The sequence below is a fragment of the Novosphingobium aquiterrae genome, assembly GCF_042434435.1.
Lineage (GTDB): Bacteria > Pseudomonadota > Alphaproteobacteria > Sphingomonadales > Sphingomonadaceae > Novosphingobium > Novosphingobium aquiterrae.
In genome coordinates this window covers 316303-336012 of record NZ_JBHLTL010000006.1, presented here as the reverse complement: position 1 = coordinate 336012, position 19710 = coordinate 316303, and the positions used below count along the sequence as shown (strand labels likewise).

22 protein-coding genes are annotated in these 19710 nt (G+C 65.6%); 12 read left to right on the top strand and 10 right to left on the bottom strand.

Translation table 11 applies throughout. The annotated features are described in order from the left end of the window. Positions 1–2 precede the first annotated feature (2 nt). Entirely contained in the window at positions 3–893 is an 891-nt protein-coding gene (locus tag ACFFF7_RS11425) for a DcsG N-terminal domain-containing protein (protein WP_379481479.1), read from the top strand. Here ACFFF7_RS11425 and ACFFF7_RS11420 read toward each other — a convergent pair. After that, positions 890–1579 (bottom strand): uracil-DNA glycosylase, encoded by a 690-nt coding sequence (locus ACFFF7_RS11420; RefSeq protein WP_379481478.1) that lies wholly within the window; start codon positions 1577–1579, stop codon positions 890–892. The two genes, ACFFF7_RS11425 and ACFFF7_RS11420, sit on opposite strands and share 4 nt — an antisense overlap. A gap of 70 nt (positions 1580–1649) precedes the next feature. Between ACFFF7_RS11420 and ACFFF7_RS11415 the strand changes: the two genes are divergently transcribed. The 5 genes from ACFFF7_RS11415 to ACFFF7_RS11395 are packed head-to-tail and all read left to right on the top strand — an operon-like array spanning position 1650 to position 5918. After that, positions 1650–2270, top strand: a complete 621-nt coding sequence (locus ACFFF7_RS11415) for a ribonuclease D (protein WP_379481477.1) — start codon at positions 1650–1652, stop codon at positions 2268–2270. Next, positions 2267–2911, top strand: a complete 645-nt coding sequence (locus ACFFF7_RS11410; RefSeq protein WP_379481476.1) for an LPS export ABC transporter periplasmic protein LptC — start codon at positions 2267–2269, stop codon at positions 2909–2911. Before ACFFF7_RS11415 ends, ACFFF7_RS11410 begins: the two co-directional genes overlap by 4 nt. Further along, positions 2911–3486 carry an LptA/OstA family protein gene (locus ACFFF7_RS11405; protein WP_379481475.1) on the top strand — a complete coding sequence of 192 codons (576 nt, stop codon included), beginning with the start codon at positions 2911–2913 and terminating at the stop codon, positions 3484–3486. The genes ACFFF7_RS11410 and ACFFF7_RS11405 overlap by 1 nt, the downstream gene beginning before the upstream one ends. A 12-nt stretch (positions 3487–3498) precedes the next feature. Continuing rightward, positions 3499–4668, top strand: coding sequence for a nucleotidyltransferase domain-containing protein (locus tag ACFFF7_RS11400; protein WP_379481474.1), 1170 nt, complete (start codon positions 3499–3501; stop codon positions 4666–4668). Next, on the top strand, positions 4665–5918 hold the full coding sequence (locus ACFFF7_RS11395) for a WcaI family glycosyltransferase (RefSeq protein ID WP_379481473.1): 1254 nt from the start codon (positions 4665–4667) through the stop codon (positions 5916–5918). The genes ACFFF7_RS11400 and ACFFF7_RS11395 overlap by 4 nt, the downstream gene beginning before the upstream one ends. Here ACFFF7_RS11395 and ACFFF7_RS11390 read toward each other — a convergent pair. Both ACFFF7_RS11390 and mutS read right to left on the bottom strand, forming a co-directional pair. Then, positions 5907–6101, bottom strand: coding sequence for a hypothetical protein (locus ACFFF7_RS11390; protein WP_379481472.1), 195 nt, complete (start codon positions 6099–6101; stop codon positions 5907–5909). The genes ACFFF7_RS11395 and ACFFF7_RS11390 overlap by 12 nt on opposite strands. Before the next feature lie 24 nt (positions 6102–6125). After that, positions 6126–8741: a DNA mismatch repair protein MutS gene (gene mutS / locus ACFFF7_RS11385; protein WP_379481471.1), complete on the bottom strand. Its 2616-nt coding sequence runs from the start codon at positions 8739–8741 to the stop codon at positions 6126–6128. A gap of 109 nt (positions 8742–8850) precedes the next feature. Here mutS and ACFFF7_RS11380 point away from each other — a divergent pair, with 109 nt between their 5' ends. Together ACFFF7_RS11380 and ACFFF7_RS11375 are read left to right on the top strand one after the other, a co-directional pair. Beyond that, the gene (locus tag ACFFF7_RS11380; protein ID WP_379481470.1) at positions 8851–11133 is read left to right on the top strand and encodes an NADP-dependent malic enzyme; all 2283 of its coding nucleotides are present in this window, start codon (positions 8851–8853) and stop codon (positions 11131–11133) included. A gap of 5 nt (positions 11134–11138) precedes the next feature. Further along, positions 11139–12008 carry an HpcH/HpaI aldolase/citrate lyase family protein gene (locus ACFFF7_RS11375; protein ID WP_379481469.1) on the top strand — a complete coding sequence of 290 codons (870 nt, stop codon included), beginning with the start codon at positions 11139–11141 and terminating at the stop codon, positions 12006–12008. 1 nt (position 12009) lies between these two features. Here the strand turns inward: ACFFF7_RS11375 and ACFFF7_RS11370 are convergent, their stop codons facing one another. Continuing rightward, complete coding sequence (locus ACFFF7_RS11370; RefSeq protein ID WP_379481468.1) at positions 12010–12777, bottom strand: sulfite exporter TauE/SafE family protein; 768 nt, start codon at positions 12775–12777, stop codon at positions 12010–12012. A gap of 89 nt (positions 12778–12866) precedes the next feature. Continuing rightward, positions 12867–13274 (bottom strand): RrF2 family transcriptional regulator, encoded by a 408-nt coding sequence (locus tag ACFFF7_RS11365; RefSeq protein WP_379481467.1) that lies wholly within the window; start codon positions 13272–13274, stop codon positions 12867–12869. Here ACFFF7_RS11365 and ACFFF7_RS11360 point away from each other — a divergent pair. The 3 genes from ACFFF7_RS11360 to ACFFF7_RS11350 all read left to right on the top strand — a co-directional run bounded on the left by ACFFF7_RS11360 (position 13269) and on the right by ACFFF7_RS11350 (position 14513). Next, positions 13269–13865: a group III truncated hemoglobin gene (locus ACFFF7_RS11360; protein ID WP_379481854.1), complete on the top strand. Its 597-nt coding sequence runs from the start codon at positions 13269–13271 to the stop codon at positions 13863–13865. The genes ACFFF7_RS11365 and ACFFF7_RS11360 overlap by 6 nt on opposite strands. A gap of 118 nt (positions 13866–13983) precedes the next feature. Further along, positions 13984–14313 carry a hypothetical protein gene (locus tag ACFFF7_RS11355; RefSeq protein WP_379481466.1) on the top strand — a complete coding sequence of 110 codons (330 nt, stop codon included), beginning with the start codon at positions 13984–13986 and terminating at the stop codon, positions 14311–14313. Between the two features lie 17 nt (positions 14314–14330). Beyond that, entirely contained in the window at positions 14331–14513 is a 183-nt protein-coding gene (locus ACFFF7_RS11350; protein WP_379481465.1) for a hypothetical protein, read from the top strand. Positions 14514–14519: 6 nt separating this feature from the next. Here ACFFF7_RS11350 and trmB read toward each other — a convergent pair whose 3' ends face one another. Then, the gene (gene trmB, locus ACFFF7_RS11345) at positions 14520–15236 is read right to left on the bottom strand and encodes a tRNA (guanine(46)-N(7))-methyltransferase TrmB (protein WP_379481464.1); all 717 of its coding nucleotides are present in this window, start codon (positions 15234–15236) and stop codon (positions 14520–14522) included. A gap of 127 nt (positions 15237–15363) precedes the next feature. On the opposite strand from trmB, the gene ACFFF7_RS11340 reads away from it, so the two are divergent. Then, entirely contained in the window at positions 15364–16185 is an 822-nt protein-coding gene (locus ACFFF7_RS11340; protein ID WP_379481463.1) for a helix-turn-helix domain-containing protein, read from the top strand. A gap of 160 nt (positions 16186–16345) precedes the next feature. On the opposite strand, the gene ctrA is transcribed toward ACFFF7_RS11340, so the two are convergent. From ctrA to ACFFF7_RS11320, 4 genes are all read right to left on the bottom strand, one after another. After that, positions 16346–17041 (bottom strand): response regulator transcription factor CtrA, encoded by a 696-nt coding sequence (gene ctrA, locus ACFFF7_RS11335; RefSeq protein WP_379481462.1) that lies wholly within the window; start codon positions 17039–17041, stop codon positions 16346–16348. A 193-nt stretch (positions 17042–17234) separates the two neighbouring features. Beyond that, positions 17235–17660: a DUF4112 domain-containing protein gene (locus ACFFF7_RS11330; protein WP_379481461.1), complete on the bottom strand. Its 426-nt coding sequence runs from the start codon at positions 17658–17660 to the stop codon at positions 17235–17237. A 44-nt stretch (positions 17661–17704) separates the two neighbouring features. Continuing rightward, positions 17705–19177 carry an ABC transporter substrate-binding protein gene (locus tag ACFFF7_RS11325; RefSeq protein ID WP_379481460.1) on the bottom strand — a complete coding sequence of 491 codons (1473 nt, stop codon included), beginning with the start codon at positions 19175–19177 and terminating at the stop codon, positions 17705–17707. Positions 19178–19243: 66 nt separating this feature from the next. Next, the gene (locus ACFFF7_RS11320; protein WP_379481459.1) at positions 19244–19603 is read right to left on the bottom strand and encodes a PilZ domain-containing protein; all 360 of its coding nucleotides are present in this window, start codon (positions 19601–19603) and stop codon (positions 19244–19246) included. Positions 19604–19710: the final 107 nt, after the last annotated feature.

Genomic DNA, 19710 nt, shown 5'->3' with positions numbered 1-19710 from the left:
GCATGACCGCGCGTATCGCCTTTCTCGCCTGTCCGACCACCCTGCCCGGATCGCCCACCCGGCGGCCCGATGCCTTTGAGCATGACTTGCTGATCGAGGCGCTGCGCGAGGGGCTGGGAACCCGCGGCGAAGTGACCGCGATCGACTGGCGAGCGCCGCTGGATGAACTCGGCCACTTCGACCTCGCCTATCTTGGCACGCCATGGGACTATACCGAGGCCAAGGATGAATTCCTTGATCGACTGGACGCACTGGAAGCGGCCGGAGTCGTGGTCGCCAACCCCGCTGCGGTGGTGCGCTGGAACGCCGACAAGCTCTATCTCAAGGAGCTGGCCGAACGCGGCGTGCCATCGATACCAACCCTGTGGCCGGACAGCGCCGGTCCAGCCGCCATTGCAGCCGCACTTGACCACTTCGGCGCCGACCGCGTGGTGGTGAAGCGGCGGGTCGGTGCCGGGGCGATCGGACAGGACAGTTTCAGCCGCGATGCCTTGCCAGCCGCGACATGGCGGATCGACCAGCCGGCAATGATCCAGCCCTTTCTGGCAGCAATCCAGCACGAGGGCGAGCTGAGCTTCATCTTCATCGACGGCGCGTTCAGCCATGGCCTGATCAAGCAGGCCGCCAAGGGCGATTACCGCATCCAGTCGCTTTACGGCGGCATCGAGGTGCCGCTCAACCCTGCCCCCGCCGACCGCGCTGCGGCTGAAGCGGTGATGGCGGCGTTGCCGTTCGACCAGCCGCCGCTTTATGCCCGGATCGACATGGTCAGGCTGGACGACGGAGAACTTGCGGTGATCGAAGCCGAACTGATCGAGCCCTATCTTTACCCTCAGCAGGGACTGCAATTCGGGCGCTTGCTGGCCGATGGGATGCTGAAGCGGATCGCCTAGACCCGCCAGTCAACCGGCCCTCGCCCCTGCGCCTCAAGAAAGGCATTGGCTTGGCCGAAGTGCCCGCTGCCGAACCAGCCAGAATGCGCCGACAGCGGGCTGGGATGCGGCGCGGTCAGAACAAGATGATGAGTGTCCGCGCCCAGGCCCGGCACGGTCATGGCCTTTTTGCGCGCATGGTTGCCCCACAGCATGAACACGCACGGATCGCTCTTGGCGGCGACGGCGGCAATCACGGCGTCTGTTATCGCTTCCCAGCCCTTGCCGGCGTGGCTGGCCGGTTTGCCATCCTCGACCGTCAACGCGGTATTGAGCAGCAGCACCCCCTGCTGTGCCCATTTCGTCAGGTTGCCGTGAGCCGGTCGCGGCAGGCCCAGGTCGCTTTCCAGTTCCTTGTAGATGTTGACCAGACTGGGCGGCACTTTGACTTCGTCCTGAACGGAAAATGCGAGGCCATGGGCCTGGCCCGGGCCATGATAGGGATCCTGGCCCAGGATCACGACCTTGACCTGGTCAAGCGGGGTTAGCTGCAAGGCCGCAAGCCGAAAGCCCCGCGGGGGATAGATCGCCTTGCCAGCGGCTTCCTCGGCGCTGATGAAGCCGCCCAGCTGGCGCGCCTCGGGCGTCGCCAGCACAGGATCCAGCGCCGCGCGCCACGCAGCCGGGATGGCATCGCTGCTACCCATCGTTCGATTGCTCCATACGTCGCTCGGGGGCTTTCCTAGCCGCGCTTAACGGCCTAAGCACCTTGGCCATATGGCTGTCCACCTTCACGAAGACGATCTCCCCGCTGACGTTCTGGCCCCTGGCCCGGTCGCGGTCGACACGGAAACCATGGGGCTGATAACGCCGCGCGACCGATTGTGCCTGGTCCAGATTTCCGACGGCCAGGGCGATGAGCATCTTGTCCGCTTTTCGCCCGGCTCAAGCTATGCCGCGCCCAACCTCAAGGCGGTGCTGGCCGACCCGGCGCGGGTCAAACTGTTTCACTTTGCCCGATTCGACCTGGCTGCGATCGAACACTACCTGGGGGTCACGGCAGCGCCGGTGTTCTGCACTAAAATCGCCAGCAAGCTGGTGCGAACCTATACCGACCGCCATGGGCTGAAGGACCTGGTGCGCGAACTGCTGGGCAAGGAACTGTCCAAACAGCAGCAGTCGAGCGACTGGGGCGGCGGCGAACTGAGCGAGGCGCAGCGTGAATATGCTGCATCCGACGTGCGCTATCTCCACGCGATGCAGACGATTCTGGCCGAACGGCTGGAGCGCGAAGGCCGCACTGCTCTGGCTCAGGCCTGTTTCGACTTTCTGCCCGCGCGGGCCCGGCTCGATCTGGCGGGATGGCCGGACAAGGACATCTTCAGCCACGAATCATGAGCCAGGCCGCCGATCTCAACCGCGACAAGCGGCGCCACTGGGCGGCCCCCGGCGGTTCGCACGATCGGCGCGTCCGGCTCATGGCACGCTGGCTGCCCGGCATGGTCGGGGTGATCGTCGCGGCGATGATCATCCAGCCGCTGTTTCCGCGCGGTGAGGTCAGCTTCCTGCTCGACCGGACCAAGGTGGCCGTGACCCAGGACCGGGTCCGCGTGGCAGACGCGATGTACCGCGGGATCGACAATCAGGGCCGCCCCTTCACGGTGACCGCGGGCAATGCCGTCCAACAAAGCGCGCGCGAACCGGTGGTCAAGATGGACGATCTGTCCGCGCGTATCCGGATGAGCGACGGCCCGGCCGAACTGACCGCAGCCAACGGCGCCTACGATTATGACCGCGAACAAGTGACCGTTCCCGGACAGGTGCTGTTCACCGCCGCCGACGGGTACCGGTTGGCCGCGGGGAACGTTTCGATCGACCTTAAGACCCGCCGCGTGGTTGGCGGCGGCGGGGTCAACGGCTCCATTCCGGCTGGCACTTTCAGCGCCAACCGGATAGTGGCCGATCTTGGTGCGCGGACCGTCGCGCTGGAAGGTAACGCCCGCCTGCTGATGGCGCCGGGCAAGCTCAGGATGCCGTGATGCCCGAAAGCTCGTTGACCTCAACCGCGTTGCGCTCGCTTGGTGCTGGCCTTGCCTTAGGCACGGTGGCCATGCTGTCGATCGCGCGGACCGATGCCCAGGCAATTGCCGGGCACAACAGCAACGCGCCGGTCAGCTATGCCGCCGACCGGATCGAGCTGCAGGACCGGCAGAACCGCGTTGTCCTGTCAGGCAATGTTGCGATCAACCAGGCCGGGCTCAACCTGCGCGCGGCGCGGACCACGGTGGCCTATACCGATGCCGGCAGCCTCAAGATCCAGCGGATCGACGCGACTGGCGGTGTCCAGGTGACCCGCGGTGACGAAAGCGCGCGCGGCGACGTCGCGATCTACGATTTCAACCGCCGAATCATCACCATGGCCGGCAATGTCGCGCTGCGCCGCGGTTCGGATACGCTCAACGGCGGACGCCTGACGATCGACCTGGCCAGCGGCGTGTCCAGCGTCGACGGCCGGGCTGGCGGCGGCTCGTCCGCGGTCGGTGCGCCGGTTGGATCGTCCACTGGCGGCGGCCGGGTGACTGGGACGTTTTCGGTACCCAAGAAGTCCAACTAAGCCGCGCCGGCCATGCAGGTTGCGGCGCTGCGGCGCGTCTTGTTCGACCTTTACGGCACGGTGCGTTTTCCCGACCTGGCCGGTCTTGATACGCACGATTGGCAAGCGCTCGACGCAATGGCCGCAGCAGCCCACATGCAGCCGCTGCTCCATGTCCAGCATCGCGGCGACGCGCGCATTCCCGGCGACATCGCGGCGCGCTGGCAGTCCGCCTTTCGCACAGCCGCAATGCAGGCCCTGGCGCGCGAAGCCGATCTCAAGGCCTGCGTCGCCAGCCTGACCGATGCGGGCTTGCAGCCCATTGCGCTGAAAGGGGCCTGGCTCGCCCGCCACGCCTATCCCGAACCGGCGCAGCGCCCGATGCTGGACATCGACCTGTTGCTCGACCCGGCGACCGTGATGGCTGCGTGGGACCTGCTGCGGGCCCAGGGCTATGCCGAAGTGATGGAAGCGGAAATGCCGCTGGCCGACATCCTTCGCCTCGACAAGCACTTGCCGCCGCTGGTCAGCCCGCGCGGCACGCTGGTCGAGCTGCATCAGCGCCTGTGGGAGCTGCCCGGGCGGCTTGATCACCTGTCTCCCGCCGGGCAGGACAACGCGATCCGCGCGCGCGCGGTGACGGTCGATGGCCTGCGCTATCCCTGCGGCGAGGATATGCTGATCCACCTGATCGTCCATGCCGCCTACAGCCACCGGCTCGATTGTGGGCCGCGGGTACTGGCCGACATCGACTTCCTGCTGCGCCAGGTTGCGATCGACTGGACAGGGTTCTGGACCCGTGCGGCGTGCGAGGGTTGGCGTGACGGCGCGCGGCTGGTGCTCGAACTGGTTGCCGCAAGCCGCGCCGGCGTGACCATCGACTTCACCTCTGACAGGGGCAGGCCGGTTCCCGCCGAAGTGCGTGACGGCGCGATCGAACTGTTGCTGATCGATCAGGATCGCCGCGCCAGCGCCGGGGTCGCGGCGTCGGCGCTCAAGGGTGGAATGGGCGCGCTTCTGGGCCGGATGCTGCGTCGCCGCACGGTGACAGGGGAACCGGCAAGCGACGCGGTACGCGCTCCGGGTGGCGGCCTGCGCTGGGCCAGCGGACGCGCCGCGCAGGTGATGCGGGACCTGTCAACGTCCGACGTGCGGCGCCAGGCCGGCAATCTCGCCCGGCTGAGCCGCTGGTTCGACGCGTGAGCGCGACGCGCATTCTTGTGGTCGGGCTCAACTATGCGCCCGAGCCGGTCGGCATTGGCCCCTATTCGCAAGGCCTGGCCGAGGCGTTGGCGGCACAGGGCCGCGAAGTCGCAGTGATCTGCGGCCAGCCCTATTATCCGCGGTGGCAGCGCTATCCGGGGTTTTCGGCTGGCTGGACGAAGGCATATGAAGGTGGCGTCTCTGTCACCCGCTGCCCACACTACATCCCTGCGCAACCGGGCGGGCTCAAGCGGATTGTCCATCTCGCCAGCTTCGCCCTGTCTGCCCTGCCTGCCGCGCTGCGGGCTGCGCTGCGCGGCAAAGGCGCACGACCGCACGTGGTTATCGCGGTCGCCCCGGCCTTGCTCAGCGTGGTGACCGCCTGGCTTGCGGCGCGGATCGCCGGGGCAAAACTGTGGGTCCATGTCCAGGACTTCGAAGCCGAAGCCGCGGTGGCGACCGGTCTGCTGCGCCGTGACAGCCTGCCCGCCCGTCTGGCATTGTGGTGCGAGCGGCACATTCTTCGCCTGGCCGACCGCGTCTCGACGATCGGCCCGCAGATGGCGTCAAGACTGGTCGCCAAAGGGGTCGCGCCAAGCCGCGTGACCGAGCTGCGCAACTGGGCCGATGCGCGGTTCATCCCTGATCCAGCCGGGGCTGCCCAGCTCCGCAGCCAATGGGGGCTGGGGACAAGAACCGTTGCGCTCTATTCGGGCAATATCGCGCTCAAGCAGGGGATCGAGGTACTGGTCGACGCCGCCCGGTTGCTACAGGACCGTACCGACATTGCCTTTGTCATTTGTGGTGAAGGACCAAGCCGCGCCGTGCTCGAACACCACGCCGCAGGCCTCGACAATTTGCAGTTGCGCGATCTGCAGCCGGCCGCGCGAATGGGCGCCATGCTGGCCATGGCCGACCTCCACCTGCTACCCCAGATCGCCGGCGCTGCCGATCTGGTCCTGCCATCGAAACTGACCAACATGCTCGCTTCGGGCAAGCCGGTGGTGGCGACGAGCGAGCCGGGCACCGGACTGTCTGCCGAAGTCGATGGCTGCGGTGTCATGTCCCCACCGGGCGACCCCGCTGCATTGGCGCAATCGATCGCAGCGCTTGCTGACGATCCGGCATGGCGCAGCGCCTTGGGCAAGGCCGCACGCCAACGGGCGATTGAACGCTGGCAGAAAGATGCGATCGTCGGCCGCTGGGCCGAAGAACTGGACGCCTTGGCGGACAGCCGCTCACTCGTTTGACGCATTCTCCGCATCGTGCAGGGCGCTCTGGACGGCCTGCAGATCGGCCGCCTTGGGCTGATCCTGCGGTTTACTCTCTTCAACCGATGGCACTGTGCAATAGGCCGTCAGCAGGATACCCGCAGCCCACCACAGCGCCTTCCAGCGGCTGCGAAAGACGGAAAAGATGCTTGGCCCGAACATGGCGAATAGCCTGCCACACACGCGTTAAGGAAGGATCTCTGCCTCACGCTTGAGGTCATAGAGCAGATCGAGCGCGTCGCGCGGGGTCAGGGCATCGAGATCGAGCGCGGCCAGCCGGTCGCGCAGCGTGTCGCAAGCCTCTTCCTTGATCTCGGCCGCGGCGGCGAACAGCGGCAGGTCGCCCAGACCCGCAGCCAGGCCGCCGCTTTCGGTGCGGTTCCTTTCCAGCCGCTCAAGCACCGACCTGGCCCGCGCCACGACCGGCGCGGGAACGCCTGCCAGCTTGGCCACGGCAAGGCCGTACGAGCGATCGGCGGGCCCTTCCGCGACCTCGTGCAACAGGACCAGTTCGCCTTTCCATTCGCGGGCGCGGACATGGTGGAGCGACAGCGCATCACAACTCTCGGCCAAGCGGACAAGCTCATGATAGTGCGTCGCGAACAGGCAGCGGCAGCGGTTGACCGAATGGACCGCCTCGACCACCGCCCAGGCCAGTGCCAGCCCGTCATAGGTCGAGGTGCCGCGCCCGACTTCGTCAAGGATGACAAAGCTGCGTTCCGTGGCCTGGGCCAGGATCGCGGCGGTCTCAACCATCTCGACCATGAAGGTCGAGCGCCCGCGCGCCAGATTATCCGATGCACCGACCCGGCTGAACAGGCGGTCGACCAGCCCTATGGTGGCCGAAGCAGCCGGAACAAAACCACCGGCCTGGGCGAGCAGCACGATCACCGCGTTCTGACGCAGGAACGTGCTCTTGCCGCCCATGTTCGGCCCGCCGACCAGCCACAGGCGGTCCTGCGGGGACAGCCGGCAGTCGTTGGCGACGAAGCGTTCGCCCCCGCCCTTGCCGCTGGCCGCCAGCGCCGCTTCGACCACCGGATGGCGGCCGCCGGCAATATCGAGCACGGCATCGTCGACCACAACGGGGCGGCACCACCCGCCTTCCGCCGCACGCTCGGCCTGGCCGGCGGCAACGTCCAGCCGGGCGAGCGCCTGTGCGGTAGCGGCGATGGCGTGCCGCGCGGCGACCGCGTGGGCGACCAGGTCCTCGAAATGAGCTTCCTCGGCGGCGAGAGCGTGTCCACCTGCTTCGCCAATGCGGCTGGCTTCCTCGTGCAGCGCCAGTGCGTTGAAACGCACCGCGCCGGCCATGGTCTGACGGTGGGTGAAGCCGCTGTCGGGAACCATCAGCGCATCGGCCCGTCCCGCCGGGACCTCGATGAAATAGCCAAGCACGCCGTTGTGGCGGATCTTCAGTGCGGCGATCCCGGTCTGGTCGCGGTATTTCGCCTCAAGCGCGGCAATCGCGCGGCGGGCATCACCCGAAATGCGCCGCAGTTCGTCCAGCGCTGCATCATAGCCTTCGGCGATATAGCCGCCCTGATCGCGTGTCGTCGGCGGGCTGGGGACCAAGGCACGGGCATAGAGATCGGTCAAAGCCCCGTGTCCGGTCAACTCCGGCAGCAGGGCTTCGAGCAGCGCCGGTCGATCGACCTTCTGACGCAGATGATCGTGAATCCGCCGCGCCTCGCCCAGCCCGTCGCGCAGCTGGCCCAGATCGCGCGGGCTGCCGCGCCCGGCAACGATCCGGCCCAAGGCCCGACCGACATCGGGCAAGGCGCGCAGCACGGTGCGCAAGTCACCGCGCAGCAGGGCATCGTCGTGCAGCCAGCCGACCAGCGCCAGCCGCGCCTCGATCGCGCCGCGGTCGGTCAGCGGCGCGGACAGGTCATCGGCCAGCTGACGCGCGCCGGCCCCGGTGACGCAGCGATCAACCGCTTCGACCAGGCTGCCGCGCCGGGTGCCGCCGCTCGCCACCAGAATCTCCAGGCTGGCGCGGGTCGCCTCGTCCATCGCCAGGTGTGCGTCACCGGTGCGCGCCACCGGCGGCAGCAGCAAGGGCAGATTGCCCCGCCCGACGTGGCGCAGATAGGCGATGAGCCCGCCCGCGGCGGCCAGCATCGCGCGCGAGAACATGCCGAAACCGTCGAGCGTGGTCACGCCGTGGACCGCCTTCAGCGCCGCTTCGCCGCCCTCGCTGGCAAAATCACGTGCCGGACGAACGATCGCCTCTGCCGGAGCGCCTTCCCAACCTTCGGGCACGACCACTTCGCTGGCCCCGAGCCGCGCCAGCGCCGCCCCGGCGCGGTCTTCGGCGCATTCCTCCAGTTCCATCCGTCCGGTCGAAATGTCGCAGGCCGCGATTCCGACCATGCCGCGCACCGCGCAGACCGCGACCAATACATTGGCCCGGCGCGGTTCGAGCAGGGCTTCCTCTGTCAGGGTCCCGGCAGTGACGAAGCGGACGATATCGCGCGCCACCAGCGCCTTCGATCCGCCACGCTTCTTCGCTTCTTCGGGGCTTTCGATCTGCTCGGCGATCGCCACCCGGCAGCCCGCCTTGATCAGCCGCGCCAGATAGCCCTCGGCCGAATGGACCGGCACCCCGCACATCGGGATCGGCACGCCCATGTGCTCGCCCCGGCTGGTCAGCGCGATGTCGAGGATCTGAGCGGCCTGGCGGGCATCATCGAAGAACAGTTCGAAGAAATCGCCCATGCGGTAGAACAGCAGGCAATCCGCCGCCTCGGCCTTGAGCGCAAGATATTGCGTCATCATCGGGGTTGCGGGCGCGGACATGATTGCGGGTTAGCCGGGGCGCGGCGATTCGCGAACCGGCAAGCCCAAGCTTTCCCCTATCGCGTCGCGTTTCGCTGGGTTAGTGCCGATTGCGAACTGGAGATTCCGCGTGGCCGAAGACATTACCCAGACCAACGAAAGCAACGTCCGTTTTACCGAGCGCGAGGCGCTGTTCTATCACAGCACGATCCGCCCGGGTAAGATCGAGATCATCGCGTCGAAGCCGATGGCGACGCAGCGGGATTTGTCGCTGGCCTATTCGCCTGGGGTGGCGGTGCCGGTTCAGGCCATCGCCGACGATCCGGCGAATGCGTACGAATATACCGCCAAGGGGAACCTGGTCGCGGTGATTTCCAATGGCACCGCGATCCTGGGGATGGGCAACCTCGGCGCGCTGGCATCGAAGCCGGTGATGGAAGGCAAGGCGGTGCTGTTCAAGCGTTTTGCCGACGTCGATTCGATCGACATCGAACTGGCCAGCGAGGATCCCGACGCCTTGATCGAGGCGATCGCGCTGATGGAGCCGAGCTTTGGCGGAATCAACCTGGAGGACATCAAGGCCCCGGAATGCTTCGTGATCGAACAGGCGCTGCGTGACCGGATGAAGATCCCGGTGATGCACGACGACCAGCACGGCACCGCCATTATTGCCGCCGCCGGTCTGCTCAACGCCTGCTTCCTGACCAGGCGCACGTTCGAGGACGTCAAGGTGGTGGTCAACGGCGCCGGGGCTTCGGCGCTGGCCTGCACCGCATTGATCAAGTCGATGGGTGTGCGCCACGAAAACGTCACCGTTTGCGACCGTTCCGGCGTGATCTATCGCGGCCGCGAAGGCGGCATGGACCAATGGAAGAGCGCGCATGCGATCGACACTGTCCACCGCAGCCTGGAAGAAGCGCTGGTTGGTGCCGACATCTTCCTCGGGCTGTCGGCGGCGGGCGCGCTGAAGCCCGAATGGGTGGAAAAGATGGCGCCCCAGCCGATCATCTTCGCCATGGCCAACCCCGATCCCGAGATCACCCCGCCCGACGCCAAGGCGGTGCGCCCCGATGCGATCGTCGCCACCGGGCGCAGCGACTATCCCAATCAGGTCAACAACGTCCTGGGCTTTCCCTTCATCTTCCGCGGCGCGCTCGACGTGCGGGCGACCGCGATCAACGAGGAGATGAAGATCGCCGCGGCCAAGGCGATCGCCGAGCTGGCCCGCGAGACCGTGCCCGACGAGGTCGCCGCGGCTTACGGCAAGAACCATCAGTTCGGTCCTGACTACATCATCCCCGCCCCGTTCGATCCGCGGCTGATGGAAGTGGTCTCCTCCGCCGTGGCCAAGGCGGCGATGGACACTGGCGTGGCGCAGAAACCGATCGAGGATTTTGCCGCCTACCGCACCAGCCTGAAAGCCCGGCTCAACCCGACCACCTCGGTGCTCACCCAGGTCTATGACCGGGTCAAGGCCGATCCCAAGCGGATGATCTTTGCCGAGGCAGAGAACGAGATCGTGCTGCGCGCGGCGATCCAGTACCGCGATTATGGCTATGGCGAGCCGGTGCTGGTCGGGCGGACCGAGGCGGTCAAGGCCAAGCTGGTCGAGCTGGGCGTCGAAAAGCCCGAGACCTGGCACATCGAGAACTCGGCGATCAGCGCGCACGTGCCGGCCATGGTCGAGATGCTCTATGAGCGTCTGCAGCGCCGCGGCTTTCTGGAACGCGACGTGCGGCGCATGGTCAACCAGGACCGCAACGTCTTCGCCTCGATGCTGCTCAAGCTGGGCATCGGCGATGCGATGGTGACGGGCATGACCCGGACCTTTGCCCAGACCATGCGCGAAGTGCGCCAGGTGATCGATCCCAAGGAGGGCCAGCTGCCCTTTGGCATCCACCTGATGATCGGCAAGAACTATACCACGTTCCTCGCCGACACGACGGTCAACGAGCGCCCCGGCGCCGAGGATCTGGCCCGGATCGCCAAGGAGACCGCCGCGGTGGCGCGGCGCCTGGGGCATGAACCGCGGGTGGCGTTCCTGTCCTATTCGACCTTCGGCAATCCGCCGGGGCGCTGGCTCGAGCCGATCCGCGACGCGGTGGCGATCCTCGATGCCGAAAATCCCGGGTTCGAATACGAAGGCGACATCGCCCCCGATGCTGCGCTCAACCCCACGGTGATGAAGAACTATCCGTTCAGCCGGCTGTCGCAGCCGGCCAACGTGCTGGTCTTCCCCGGCCTGCAATCGGCCAACATCTCGGCCAAACTGCTGCGCGAACTGACCGGCAACGCCACGATCGGGCCGATGCTGATCGGTATGGAAAAGCCCGTCCAGATCGCCCCGATGACCGCCATCGCCCCCGATGTCCTCACCCTCGCCGTGCTCGCCGCAGCCGGCGTCGCGGGCTAAAGGCGATGCAACCGCCACCCCGCCCGCGCCGCTCGGTGCTGTACCTGCCGGCCAGCAATGCCAAGGCCGTGGCCAAGGCGCGCGAGCTTGATGCAGATGTGATCATCCTTGACCTTGAGGATGCGGTTGCCCCCGATGCCAAGGCCGAGGCGCGCAGCGCGGCGGTTGCGGCGGTGCGCGAAGGCGGTTTCGGGCGGCGCGAAGTGGTGATCCGTTGCAATGCGCTGGATACCGAATGGGGCGCGGACGATCTCGCCGCTGCCGCTGCCGCCGGACCCGACGCCGTGCTGGTCCCCAAGATCCTCTCGGCCGACGATGTTCGCCGCTATGACGCCGCCTTGGCCGCTGCGCCGGCGCAGACCCAGCTGTGGGTGATGATCGAGACCTGCGCGGTGGTACCGCAGCTGAGCGAGGTTGCCGCCTGCGCGCGCGAAACGCGGCTATCCGGCTTTGCCATGGGCACCAACGATCTTGCCAAGGAGATGCGCGCGCGGATCCTGCCGGGGCGCGCGCCGTTCCTGCCGATCCTGGCGCTGACCGTCGCGGCAGCGCGGGCGCAGGGGCTGGTGGTGATCGACGGCGTTTGCAACGCGATCCATGACGAAGCGCTGTTCCAGGCGGAGGCCGCGCAGGGGCTGGAATTCGGCTTCGATGGCAAGAGCCTGATCCACCCGGCACAGATCGATGCGTGCAACGCGGTCTTCACGCCCAGCGCAGACGAAATCGCGTGGGCGCGCTCGGTCGTCGCGGCCTTTGCCCAGCCCGATGCCTCGGGCAAGGGCGCGTTGCGGGTTGAAGGCAAGATGGTCGAACTGCTGCACCGCGATCAGGCGAAGCAAATACTCGCCATCGCTGACATGATCGCCGCCGGTTAGATCAGCCCCAGGCGCGGTAGACGCCGTAGGCGCTGGTCAGGGTCAGGACGATCCCGACCAGGATCAGCATGACCTTGGGGTTGAAATGCTTGGCCGCCCAGGCACCCAGCGGCGCGGCGAGCAGCCCGCCGATCAACAGGCCCAGCGTGGCGCCGGCGACATCGGCCAGACCCAGCTTCCAGATGAAGGCCGCGGAAACGGTCAGGGTCAGGAAGAATTCGACGGTGTTGACCGTGCCGACCACCTTGCGCGGATCGGCCCCCTGGATAAGCAGGTTCGAAGTGACCACCGGCCCCCAGCCGCCCCCGCCGGCGGCATCGAGGAACCCGCCGAACAGGCCCAGCGGGGCGATGAACTTGGCTTCCTTGATCTGCGGCGGCCAGAAGATCCCGCGGATCAGGATGTAGATGCCGATCAGCGAGAGGTAGAGCAGGACGAACGGCTTGACCACGCTGGCGTCAAGCGAAGTCAGCACATAGGCACCCAGCACGCCGCCAATCACGCCCGGCACCAGCAGTCGGAAGAACAGCGTCTTGTCGACATTGCCGTGGAGCAGGTGGCTGATCCCCGACGTCGCGGTGGTGAAACACTCGACGATATGGACCCGCTGCGAAGCCAGCGCAGGGGGTACGCCCATCACTCCGACCAAGAGGGTGTTCGAGATGACACCAAAGGCCATGCCCAGCGCGCCGTCAACCAGCTGAGCCGCAAAGCCCACGCCGATGAAAGGCAGCAAGGCGGAAATATCGAAAGCGCCGAAATCCATCATCGACTCCGCTGGGTCAATTGTCGATCAAAACGATAGAGATAGACGCGTTCGCTAACCAGAAAGATTTTCAGTGGTGCGCCGAAGCGAAGTTATGGTGCGACGGCCGAACTTGCAGGTTTGATCATGGCGCGAAAACGCGCTGGATCCGGCACGAGGTCCGCCAGGGTGTAGCGATCCAGTCGCGCCATGAAGTCCCCCAGAGCAAGGTTCAGCGCACCCTGCAAACCGCAGGCACCGGCAATGACGCAGGTGTTGCGCGCCCCATCGAAGCATTCGACGAATTGGCCGGTCGGCTCAAGCTTTCGGACAATGTCACCCAGATTTATGCTCGCCGCGGGCTGGGCCAGCATCAGGCCCCCGCCACGGCCGCGCCGCGCCGCGACATAGCCCAGGGCTGTCAATTGTTGCGCCACTTTCATCAGGTGGTGGCGCGAGAGGCCGAAATCGGTCGCTATGGTATCGACCGAAGTCGGTCCTTGGCGGACCGCAAGATGCATCAACATGCGCAGGGCGAAATCGGTGTGCAGGTTCAATCGCATCTGAAGTGGTATTTCACATATTGCTTATCTGCGCAAGCCGAGATAAGAAGCACTTCAAATGCCACTTATCGAGTCGAACAGATGACCGCTACGCACCAGCACGCCAATGTCGTTCGCACCGAAAAGCGCGCTCACGCCGATGCCTTGGGTATCGATGCAGCGTTCATCGACAGTCTGGTCGAGCAGTTTTACGCCAAAGTCCGGACGGACGCGGTCCTTGGCCCGGTGTTCGCCGCGCGAATCACCGACTGGGCGCCGCATCTGGCGCGGATGAAGACGTTCTGGGGCGTCATCCTGCGCGGCGAGGGCGCTTTCAGCGGCAGCCCCATGGCGCTGCACGCGGCAATCCCCGGCATTGATCAGTTCCACTTTCGCCGCTGGCTGGCCCTGTTCGAAGCAACCCTGCGCGAGCTGGAGGGCGATCCCGCGGCAACCGCACTGGTGGCGAGGCGCGCCAGAAACATCGCCGACAGTCTGCTTACCGGAATCCACATTCACCGCGACGGCCGTCGCGATCTTCATGCGATGAAAGGATTGGGCCATGCTTGAACTTTCCCCCATCTGCGATCACGCCGATCTGGCAGACGGCTTCGATACGACGACCCTTGCGGTGGCATGTTCTGCCGAAGCGACGCACCCGAGACATGGCGATCCCGCAGATCTGCAAATGCCGCGCTGGATCTGGAGCACGATGCTGCTTTGCTTCGGCATCTTCTTCAGCGGCCTCATCGCGGCCACTGGCCGCGACGGCGAGGCCCTGTTCGCCCTTGTCATCAGCATTGGCTACACCGCGATGTATTTCGGCAGCGCCAGAATCATGCTTTCAGTAAGCCCGCCACGGAAATCCTCTGCTTTTGCCCGCGGCCTGGCGCCGCTGCAAACCTGGACCGGTCCGATGGAGACAACCGCAGTGGCCGCCCAGCTTCTCACCGTACCGGCCTGCCTGGCCTTGTTCGGGATCGCAGTCGCGGTCATCCGCCGCGTCGTTGTCGGCTGAGCAAGGGGGCAACAGCCATGGCGCAGATGGTTCACGCCTCGATCCCAGCCGATCAGCCAGCCGGACCGGAAGCCTGGTTTGCCTTCCTGATCGAATTGTTCGACCCCGATCAGGCGGCACACTTCACGCAAATCATGTCTGCCCAGCAATGGGCGGAACGGCGCTTGGCAGGACCGCCGCAGACGATCGCGTCGGCATGATGCAAGTCACCGCCGACGATACCGGAAGTACCAGACCTCGTGAGCATAGACCGTGCGGGCCTTGGTTTCGTAGCGCGTTTCAGGCCAGCCGCCAGGGCGGTTCTGAAAATCGGCGGGTTCCTTACACAACCATTCGAATTGATCGGTATGGCGGCGCATGACCATCAAGGCGTGGCGCACATAAACCGCATGATCGGTGCCGAAACGGAACTCTCCACCCGGCTTGAGCTTTGCCGCGAACAGGTCGACCGGCCCGTCGTTCATCATCCGCCGTTTGGCGTGGCGCGCCTTGGGCCAGGGGTCCGGGTGCAGAAGGTAGAGGAACGACAGCGAGCCGTCGGGAATGCGCCGCAGCACGTCCAGCGCATCGCCGTGATGGATCCGGACATTGCCCAGTGGAGGGCGCGCGCCGTTGTCCCCGTCAACATGGGTCAGCGCCTGGGCCACGCCGTTGAGGAACGGCTCCGCCCCGATGAAGCCATGGTCGGGCAGCATGTCGGCCCGCGCCGCCATGTGCTCGCCGCCGCCAAAGCCAATCTCGAAGTGGAGCGGGCGGTCGTCGCCAAACAGCGCTGTGGCCGTGACCGGTCCATCCTGCGGCATCGCGATGCGCGGCAACAGAGTATCGACCAGGGCCTGTTGACCGGCCCTGAGCGGCTTGCCCTTGGCGCGCCCGTAAAGACGGTTGATCGTGGTCGGATCGCCGGATTTGTTCGCTGTCATGGCCCGCGGGCCTTGGCAGGCACCCTGCACAGGGTCAAGTTGCGGTCGGATGGCTGTCGTCCTGCCTCGGCCGTTCCACAATAAAATTGGGATGGACGCCCCGGTGTCGCTGTGGTGAGCAGGCGCCATGTCGATGATGGAAAGCCTATCGACGTCGCGCGCAGCGCTGACGCCCAAGGAGCTGGAGGTACTTCGGCTGCTTGCGGCCGGCCACACCGTCAAATCGATCGCCGTGCAACTGGACCGTTCCGAAGCGTCGATCAACGAACGACTGCGCGATGCACGGCGCAAGACCGGGGTCGGCAGCAGCCGCGAACTGGCCCGCATGCTGTCTGAACAGAAAATCTGGGACAGGAATTTCGATCTTTCGCTGCCGCATTCTCCACCCGAGAGAACGGCGACGCCTTCAGACACGAAGCGTTTGAGATCGAAAGGAACCCTGTTTATGTTTCTTGCCCTGCCTCTTGCCGCAATCGGCATGGTTGTTGCCGCGACCGACTCTGCCCCGCAGATCGCACAGTCCCAAGCAGCAGTTGCCGCTGCCGAGGCGCATTCGCCCCTGGTTGGCAAATGGTCGCTTGATGTGATGCGCATCCCTACCGAGGAACGCCCGCGCAGCGTCACGATTGCATTCACCCAGGTGGGCGGGAAATGGAACACCCAGGTCGAGATCGTCGCGCCCGACGGTAGCGTCCAGCGCGCCGAATCAACCGCTGCCCCGGATGGGGTGTTGGTGCCGGTCAGCGGCAACATGGGCTTCATCGACACAGGTTCGGTCCGTCAGCCCGCACCCAATACTCTGGTGATGACCCTTGCCAAGAACGGCGCGCCGGTTTCGACCCGCGTCTACACGGTGGCAAAGGACGGCAAGACGATGACCGAAACCATCATCTGGGCGTCGGGCGGCATTCCGAAACTGGAAACCACCTACTTCAACCGAATTTCCTGAGCAGCCCCCACCTGCCCGGGCGGCGGACTTCCCACGCCGCCCGGTTAGGGCGTGATTGTCCTGCCCTGTTTCCCGCCAATATCTTGCGGCATCCGACAAAAAAGGACCCGCCGGTGTACCGGCGGGTCCCGATTGGGGTGAAACTGATAGTCGGTCTGGTTCAGGCGGCTTCGGCCTTGTCCTCCGGATCGCGCAGAACATAGCCGCGGCCCCAGACGGTTTCGATGTAGTTTTCGCCGCCGCAGGCATGGGCCAGCTTCTTGCGCAGCTTGCAGATGAACACGTCGATAATCTTGAGTTCGGGTTCGTCCATCCCGCCGTAAAGGTGGTTGAGGAACATTTCCTTGGTCAGCGTGGTGCCCTTGCGCAGCGAGAGCAGTTCCAGCATCGCATATTCCTTGCCGGTCAGGTGCACCCGCGCGCCATCGACCTCCACGGTCTTGGCATCGAGGTTGACCGCCAGCTTGCCGGTGCGGATGACCGATTGCGAATGGCCCTTGGACCGGCGCACCACGGCATGAATGCGGGCAACCAGTTCTTCGCGGTGAAACGGCTTGGTGACGTAATCGTCAGCCCCGAAGCCGAAGCTGCGGACCTTCGAATCCATTTCCGAAATGCCCGACAGGATCAGCACCGGCGTCTGCACCTTGGCGACGCGGAGCTTCTTCAGGACATCGTACCCGTGCATATCGGGCAGATTGAGGTCGAGCAGGATGATATCGTAATCATACAGCTTGCCTAGATCCAGGCCTTCTTCGCCCAGATCGGTCGAATAGACATTGAACCCCTCGGTCGTCAGCATCAGTTCGATAGCCCGGGCCGTAGTCGGCTCGTCCTCGATCAACAACACGCGCATGGGTAATCCCCCTTTGCCCCCGGTCGACAACCCTTTCGTAAGGGTCGTTGCCCGCCATTAACCATATGACCAATGAAGATGAAAGGTTAATTTCTCGTAAATGGCGGGAATCCGGCGAGTCGCGTCGCACCCATTGCACGGTGGTGGCGATGTTGCTCCGGTTCTTCCCCTAGTGTCCCGTTCCGCGCCGGTCCTAGCCTTCGATGATCCGGGTATGCGGGTGATGCTTGTCGAGGTGACGGCGGATGATCTTCAGGTTCTTGCTGTTGGAGCGGTACATGAAATCGAACAGATCGCCCGCGACGGGCACCGCACCGACCAGCGCATCGATCCCGACGTTGCCGATCATGCGCCAGACCTGCAAACGCGACATGCCAAGATTGCGTGCTTCCCAGACCAGGTACAGGCCCATGGCGGCTGTCACAGCATCGCCAATGCCAGGGACCAGTCCGACAATTGCGTCGAGTCCAACCCTGCGGCCGATCAGCGGAACCTCGAACAGGCCCTCCAGCAAGCGCTCCAGCCCTTCGATCCGCTGACGGACCGAAAGCGGATCGGTGCCGGTCGGCAGCGAGGCCGTCATGCGCCGGAGATTGTCCTGGCCATTGGTACCGTTCATTGCAGCGCCCTTTCGCGGGATGCGGCCAAGTCGGCCGCGGGTGCCTATTTGGGGCGGAGCGCCAGCGCCATCAAGGGATGCGCATTCCAGGCATTGGCCGTGAAGCCCGTAGCCTTGCCCGAAACAAGCGACCAGCGGATCGGTACGCCGAAGGGAATGTAGCTATTGGCAATAGTCAGGCGGGCTTCGGCATCCGCATAGAGATCGGCCCGTTTGACCGGATCGGGTTCTTCAAGCGCCTGCGCGACCAGCCGGTCGGCCTCGGGGCTGCACAACATCCGGCCCGATGCGCAGCTGAGCTGGTTGAGGAACCACGAGGCCCGGCCATAGCGGGCGACAACATCGATCAGCCGCAAGTCGGCCTCGGCATTTTCTCCCACCCTGCGCGTGTCCAGGCCGATTGCCGCGAAATCGGCTTGCAGCCCCGCAAAGAGCAAGTCCGCACCGGGACCAGCAGGCAAAGCGATGCGCAGCGGCGCAGGACCGGTGCCTGCGGCCTTCCATCGCGCGACGCGGCCGGCAGCGACCTGGCGGCGCTCTGCAAGGCTGCGTCCGGGCCAACGCTCCCCGACCGAGCCAGGATCGCCTGCCAGCCCGGGATTGACCACCCGCGAGGTCGCGGTCCAGCCGCCGACATTCAGCGCGGTGGCCAGCGCATCGCGGTCAATGCTCATGGCCAGGGCTTCGCGGTTCTCCGCTTTGGAAAGGAAGCCGTCGTCGTGCACTACGGCAAGGCCAAACAGGCCGCCGACCGGATCCAGACGAACTGCGCCGCGCGGCACGCCCTTGGCGTCGAGTCTTGGAAAATCCGCGAAACGGCCGCCCAGAACGACATCGGCCTGATCGGCGTTGAACCGGTCGATCGCCTTGTCTGCCGGCATCGCCTCAAGCTCAAGGCGGCGCACCCGGTCTTTCCAGCCGGGCTCTTCCGGCAGGCCGCGATCTTCGGGTGCGACAGCACGCAGGATCGCCACATCCTTGTGGCGGGTCAGCCGCATCGGCCCGGCGCCGCGTCCGTTGTGGACGATTCCCAGTTCCGGTTGGGCAAGCAGCTGCATCATGTCCGGCATTTGCTGGCGCAGCCGGATCTCGACCACGCGCCCGGCCATGGCGCGCACCTCGTCGATCACTGCAAGGTCACCCCCCAGCGGTCCGGCGCGGGCCTTGGTCATGGCATCAATCAGGGCGGCGCGGGCGCTGTCCCCGGTAATCGGGCTGCCGTCCGGCCAGGTTCCGTCACGGAGACGGAAAATATAGGAAAGGCCGTCATCGGTAACGATCCAGCGATCGGCCAATGCGGGAATGGCGCGGCCCTGCTCGTCAAGCCCGACCAAACCGTCAGCGGTTGCCGAACGCACCAGTCTGGCGGCCACGGGCAGGCGCGGCGAGACGGCAAAGGGACTGCCAGGATCGCCCAGCACGACAACTTCGACCGGACGATCACTGTCCGATCCGCAGCCGCCGATGACGACGAAAAGCGGGACCAGTAACAGGGCGCGGATGCGAAGCGGCATCATGCCGGCTGCCCTAGCCCAATTTGCGAAAGCCGGACAGAGCGCAGCGACACCGGCAGGCCGTGCCGGTCAGATCTTGCGCAGCTGACCCTGGTCAAAAGTGCCGAGCGGCGGCTTGACGAAGCGCGGGGTCGATTCGCCCGCGGTTACTGGTGCGCGAACCACCAGCGGATCGATCTCTTCGCGGAATGCGATGCCGCAGCGGCTGTCCTGGACCCAGGCGATCGAACCTTCGACCCAGCCGATATTGCGCACGTTGATCCACACCATCTGGCCGCGCTGCACATTCGGCGCGCCTTCGGCCATCAGGCCGCCTGCAGAAAGGTTGCGCACGCGGACGCGCAATTCGCCGGGCATGCCGTCGATACGCAGCTCGGCCATGACGAACAGGCTGTCGCGCGCAATCTGGCGTGGTCGGCTATCGCCCATGTCCACAATATCGCTCCTTGTGTGTCCTTTGGTGCGCCCGCGTTGCCGTGCCCTTTTAACGGCTACTGGTTTGGACAGTCCTAAACCGAATTGCCCAACACCAGGTT

Coding starts and splice junctions, on each gene's coding strand:
- ACFFF7_RS11390 (WP_379481472.1), bottom strand. CDS start 6,101: ATGTTCGGGCCAAGCATCTTTTCCGTCTTTCGCAGCCGCTGGAAGGCG.
- ctrA (WP_379481462.1), bottom strand. CDS start 17,041: ATGCGCGTGTTGTTGATCGAGGACGAGCCGACTACGGCCCGGGCTATC.
- ACFFF7_RS11370 (WP_379481468.1), bottom strand. CDS start 12,777: ATGATGGATTTCGGCGCTTTCGATATTTCCGCCTTGCTGCCTTTCATC.
- ACFFF7_RS11415 (WP_379481477.1), top strand. CDS start 1,650: ATGGCTGTCCACCTTCACGAAGACGATCTCCCCGCTGACGTTCTGGCC.
- ACFFF7_RS11410 (WP_379481476.1), top strand. CDS start 2,267: ATGAGCCAGGCCGCCGATCTCAACCGCGACAAGCGGCGCCACTGGGCG.
- mutS (WP_379481471.1), bottom strand. CDS start 8,741: ATGTCCGCGCCCGCAACCCCGATGATGACGCAATATCTTGCGCTCAAG.
- ACFFF7_RS11350 (WP_379481465.1), top strand. CDS start 14,331: ATGGCGCAGATGGTTCACGCCTCGATCCCAGCCGATCAGCCAGCCGGA.
- ACFFF7_RS11320 (WP_379481459.1), bottom strand. CDS start 19,603: ATGGGCGATAGCCGACCACGCCAGATTGCGCGCGACAGCCTGTTCGTC.
- trmB (WP_379481464.1), bottom strand. CDS start 15,236: ATGACAGCGAACAAATCCGGCGATCCGACCACGATCAACCGTCTTTAC.
- ACFFF7_RS11355 (WP_379481466.1), top strand. CDS start 13,984: ATGCCGCGCTGGATCTGGAGCACGATGCTGCTTTGCTTCGGCATCTTC.
- ACFFF7_RS11400 (WP_379481474.1), top strand. CDS start 3,499: ATGCAGGTTGCGGCGCTGCGGCGCGTCTTGTTCGACCTTTACGGCACG.
- ACFFF7_RS11405 (WP_379481475.1), top strand. CDS start 2,911: ATGCCCGAAAGCTCGTTGACCTCAACCGCGTTGCGCTCGCTTGGTGCT.
- ACFFF7_RS11420 (WP_379481478.1), bottom strand. CDS start 1,579: ATGGGTAGCAGCGATGCCATCCCGGCTGCGTGGCGCGCGGCGCTGGAT.
- ACFFF7_RS11325 (WP_379481460.1), bottom strand. CDS start 19,177: ATGATGCCGCTTCGCATCCGCGCCCTGTTACTGGTCCCGCTTTTCGTC.
- ACFFF7_RS11340 (WP_379481463.1), top strand. CDS start 15,364: ATGTCGATGATGGAAAGCCTATCGACGTCGCGCGCAGCGCTGACGCCC.
- ACFFF7_RS11375 (WP_379481469.1), top strand. CDS start 11,139: ATGCAACCGCCACCCCGCCCGCGCCGCTCGGTGCTGTACCTGCCGGCC.
- ACFFF7_RS11425 (WP_379481479.1), top strand. CDS start 3: ATGACCGCGCGTATCGCCTTTCTCGCCTGTCCGACCACCCTGCCCGGA.
- ACFFF7_RS11360 (WP_379481854.1), top strand. CDS start 13,269: ATGCATCAACATGCGCAGGGCGAAATCGGTGTGCAGGTTCAATCGCAT.
- ACFFF7_RS11365 (WP_379481467.1), bottom strand. CDS start 13,274: ATGCATCTTGCGGTCCGCCAAGGACCGACTTCGGTCGATACCATAGCG.
- ACFFF7_RS11330 (WP_379481461.1), bottom strand. CDS start 17,660: ATGAACGGTACCAATGGCCAGGACAATCTCCGGCGCATGACGGCCTCG.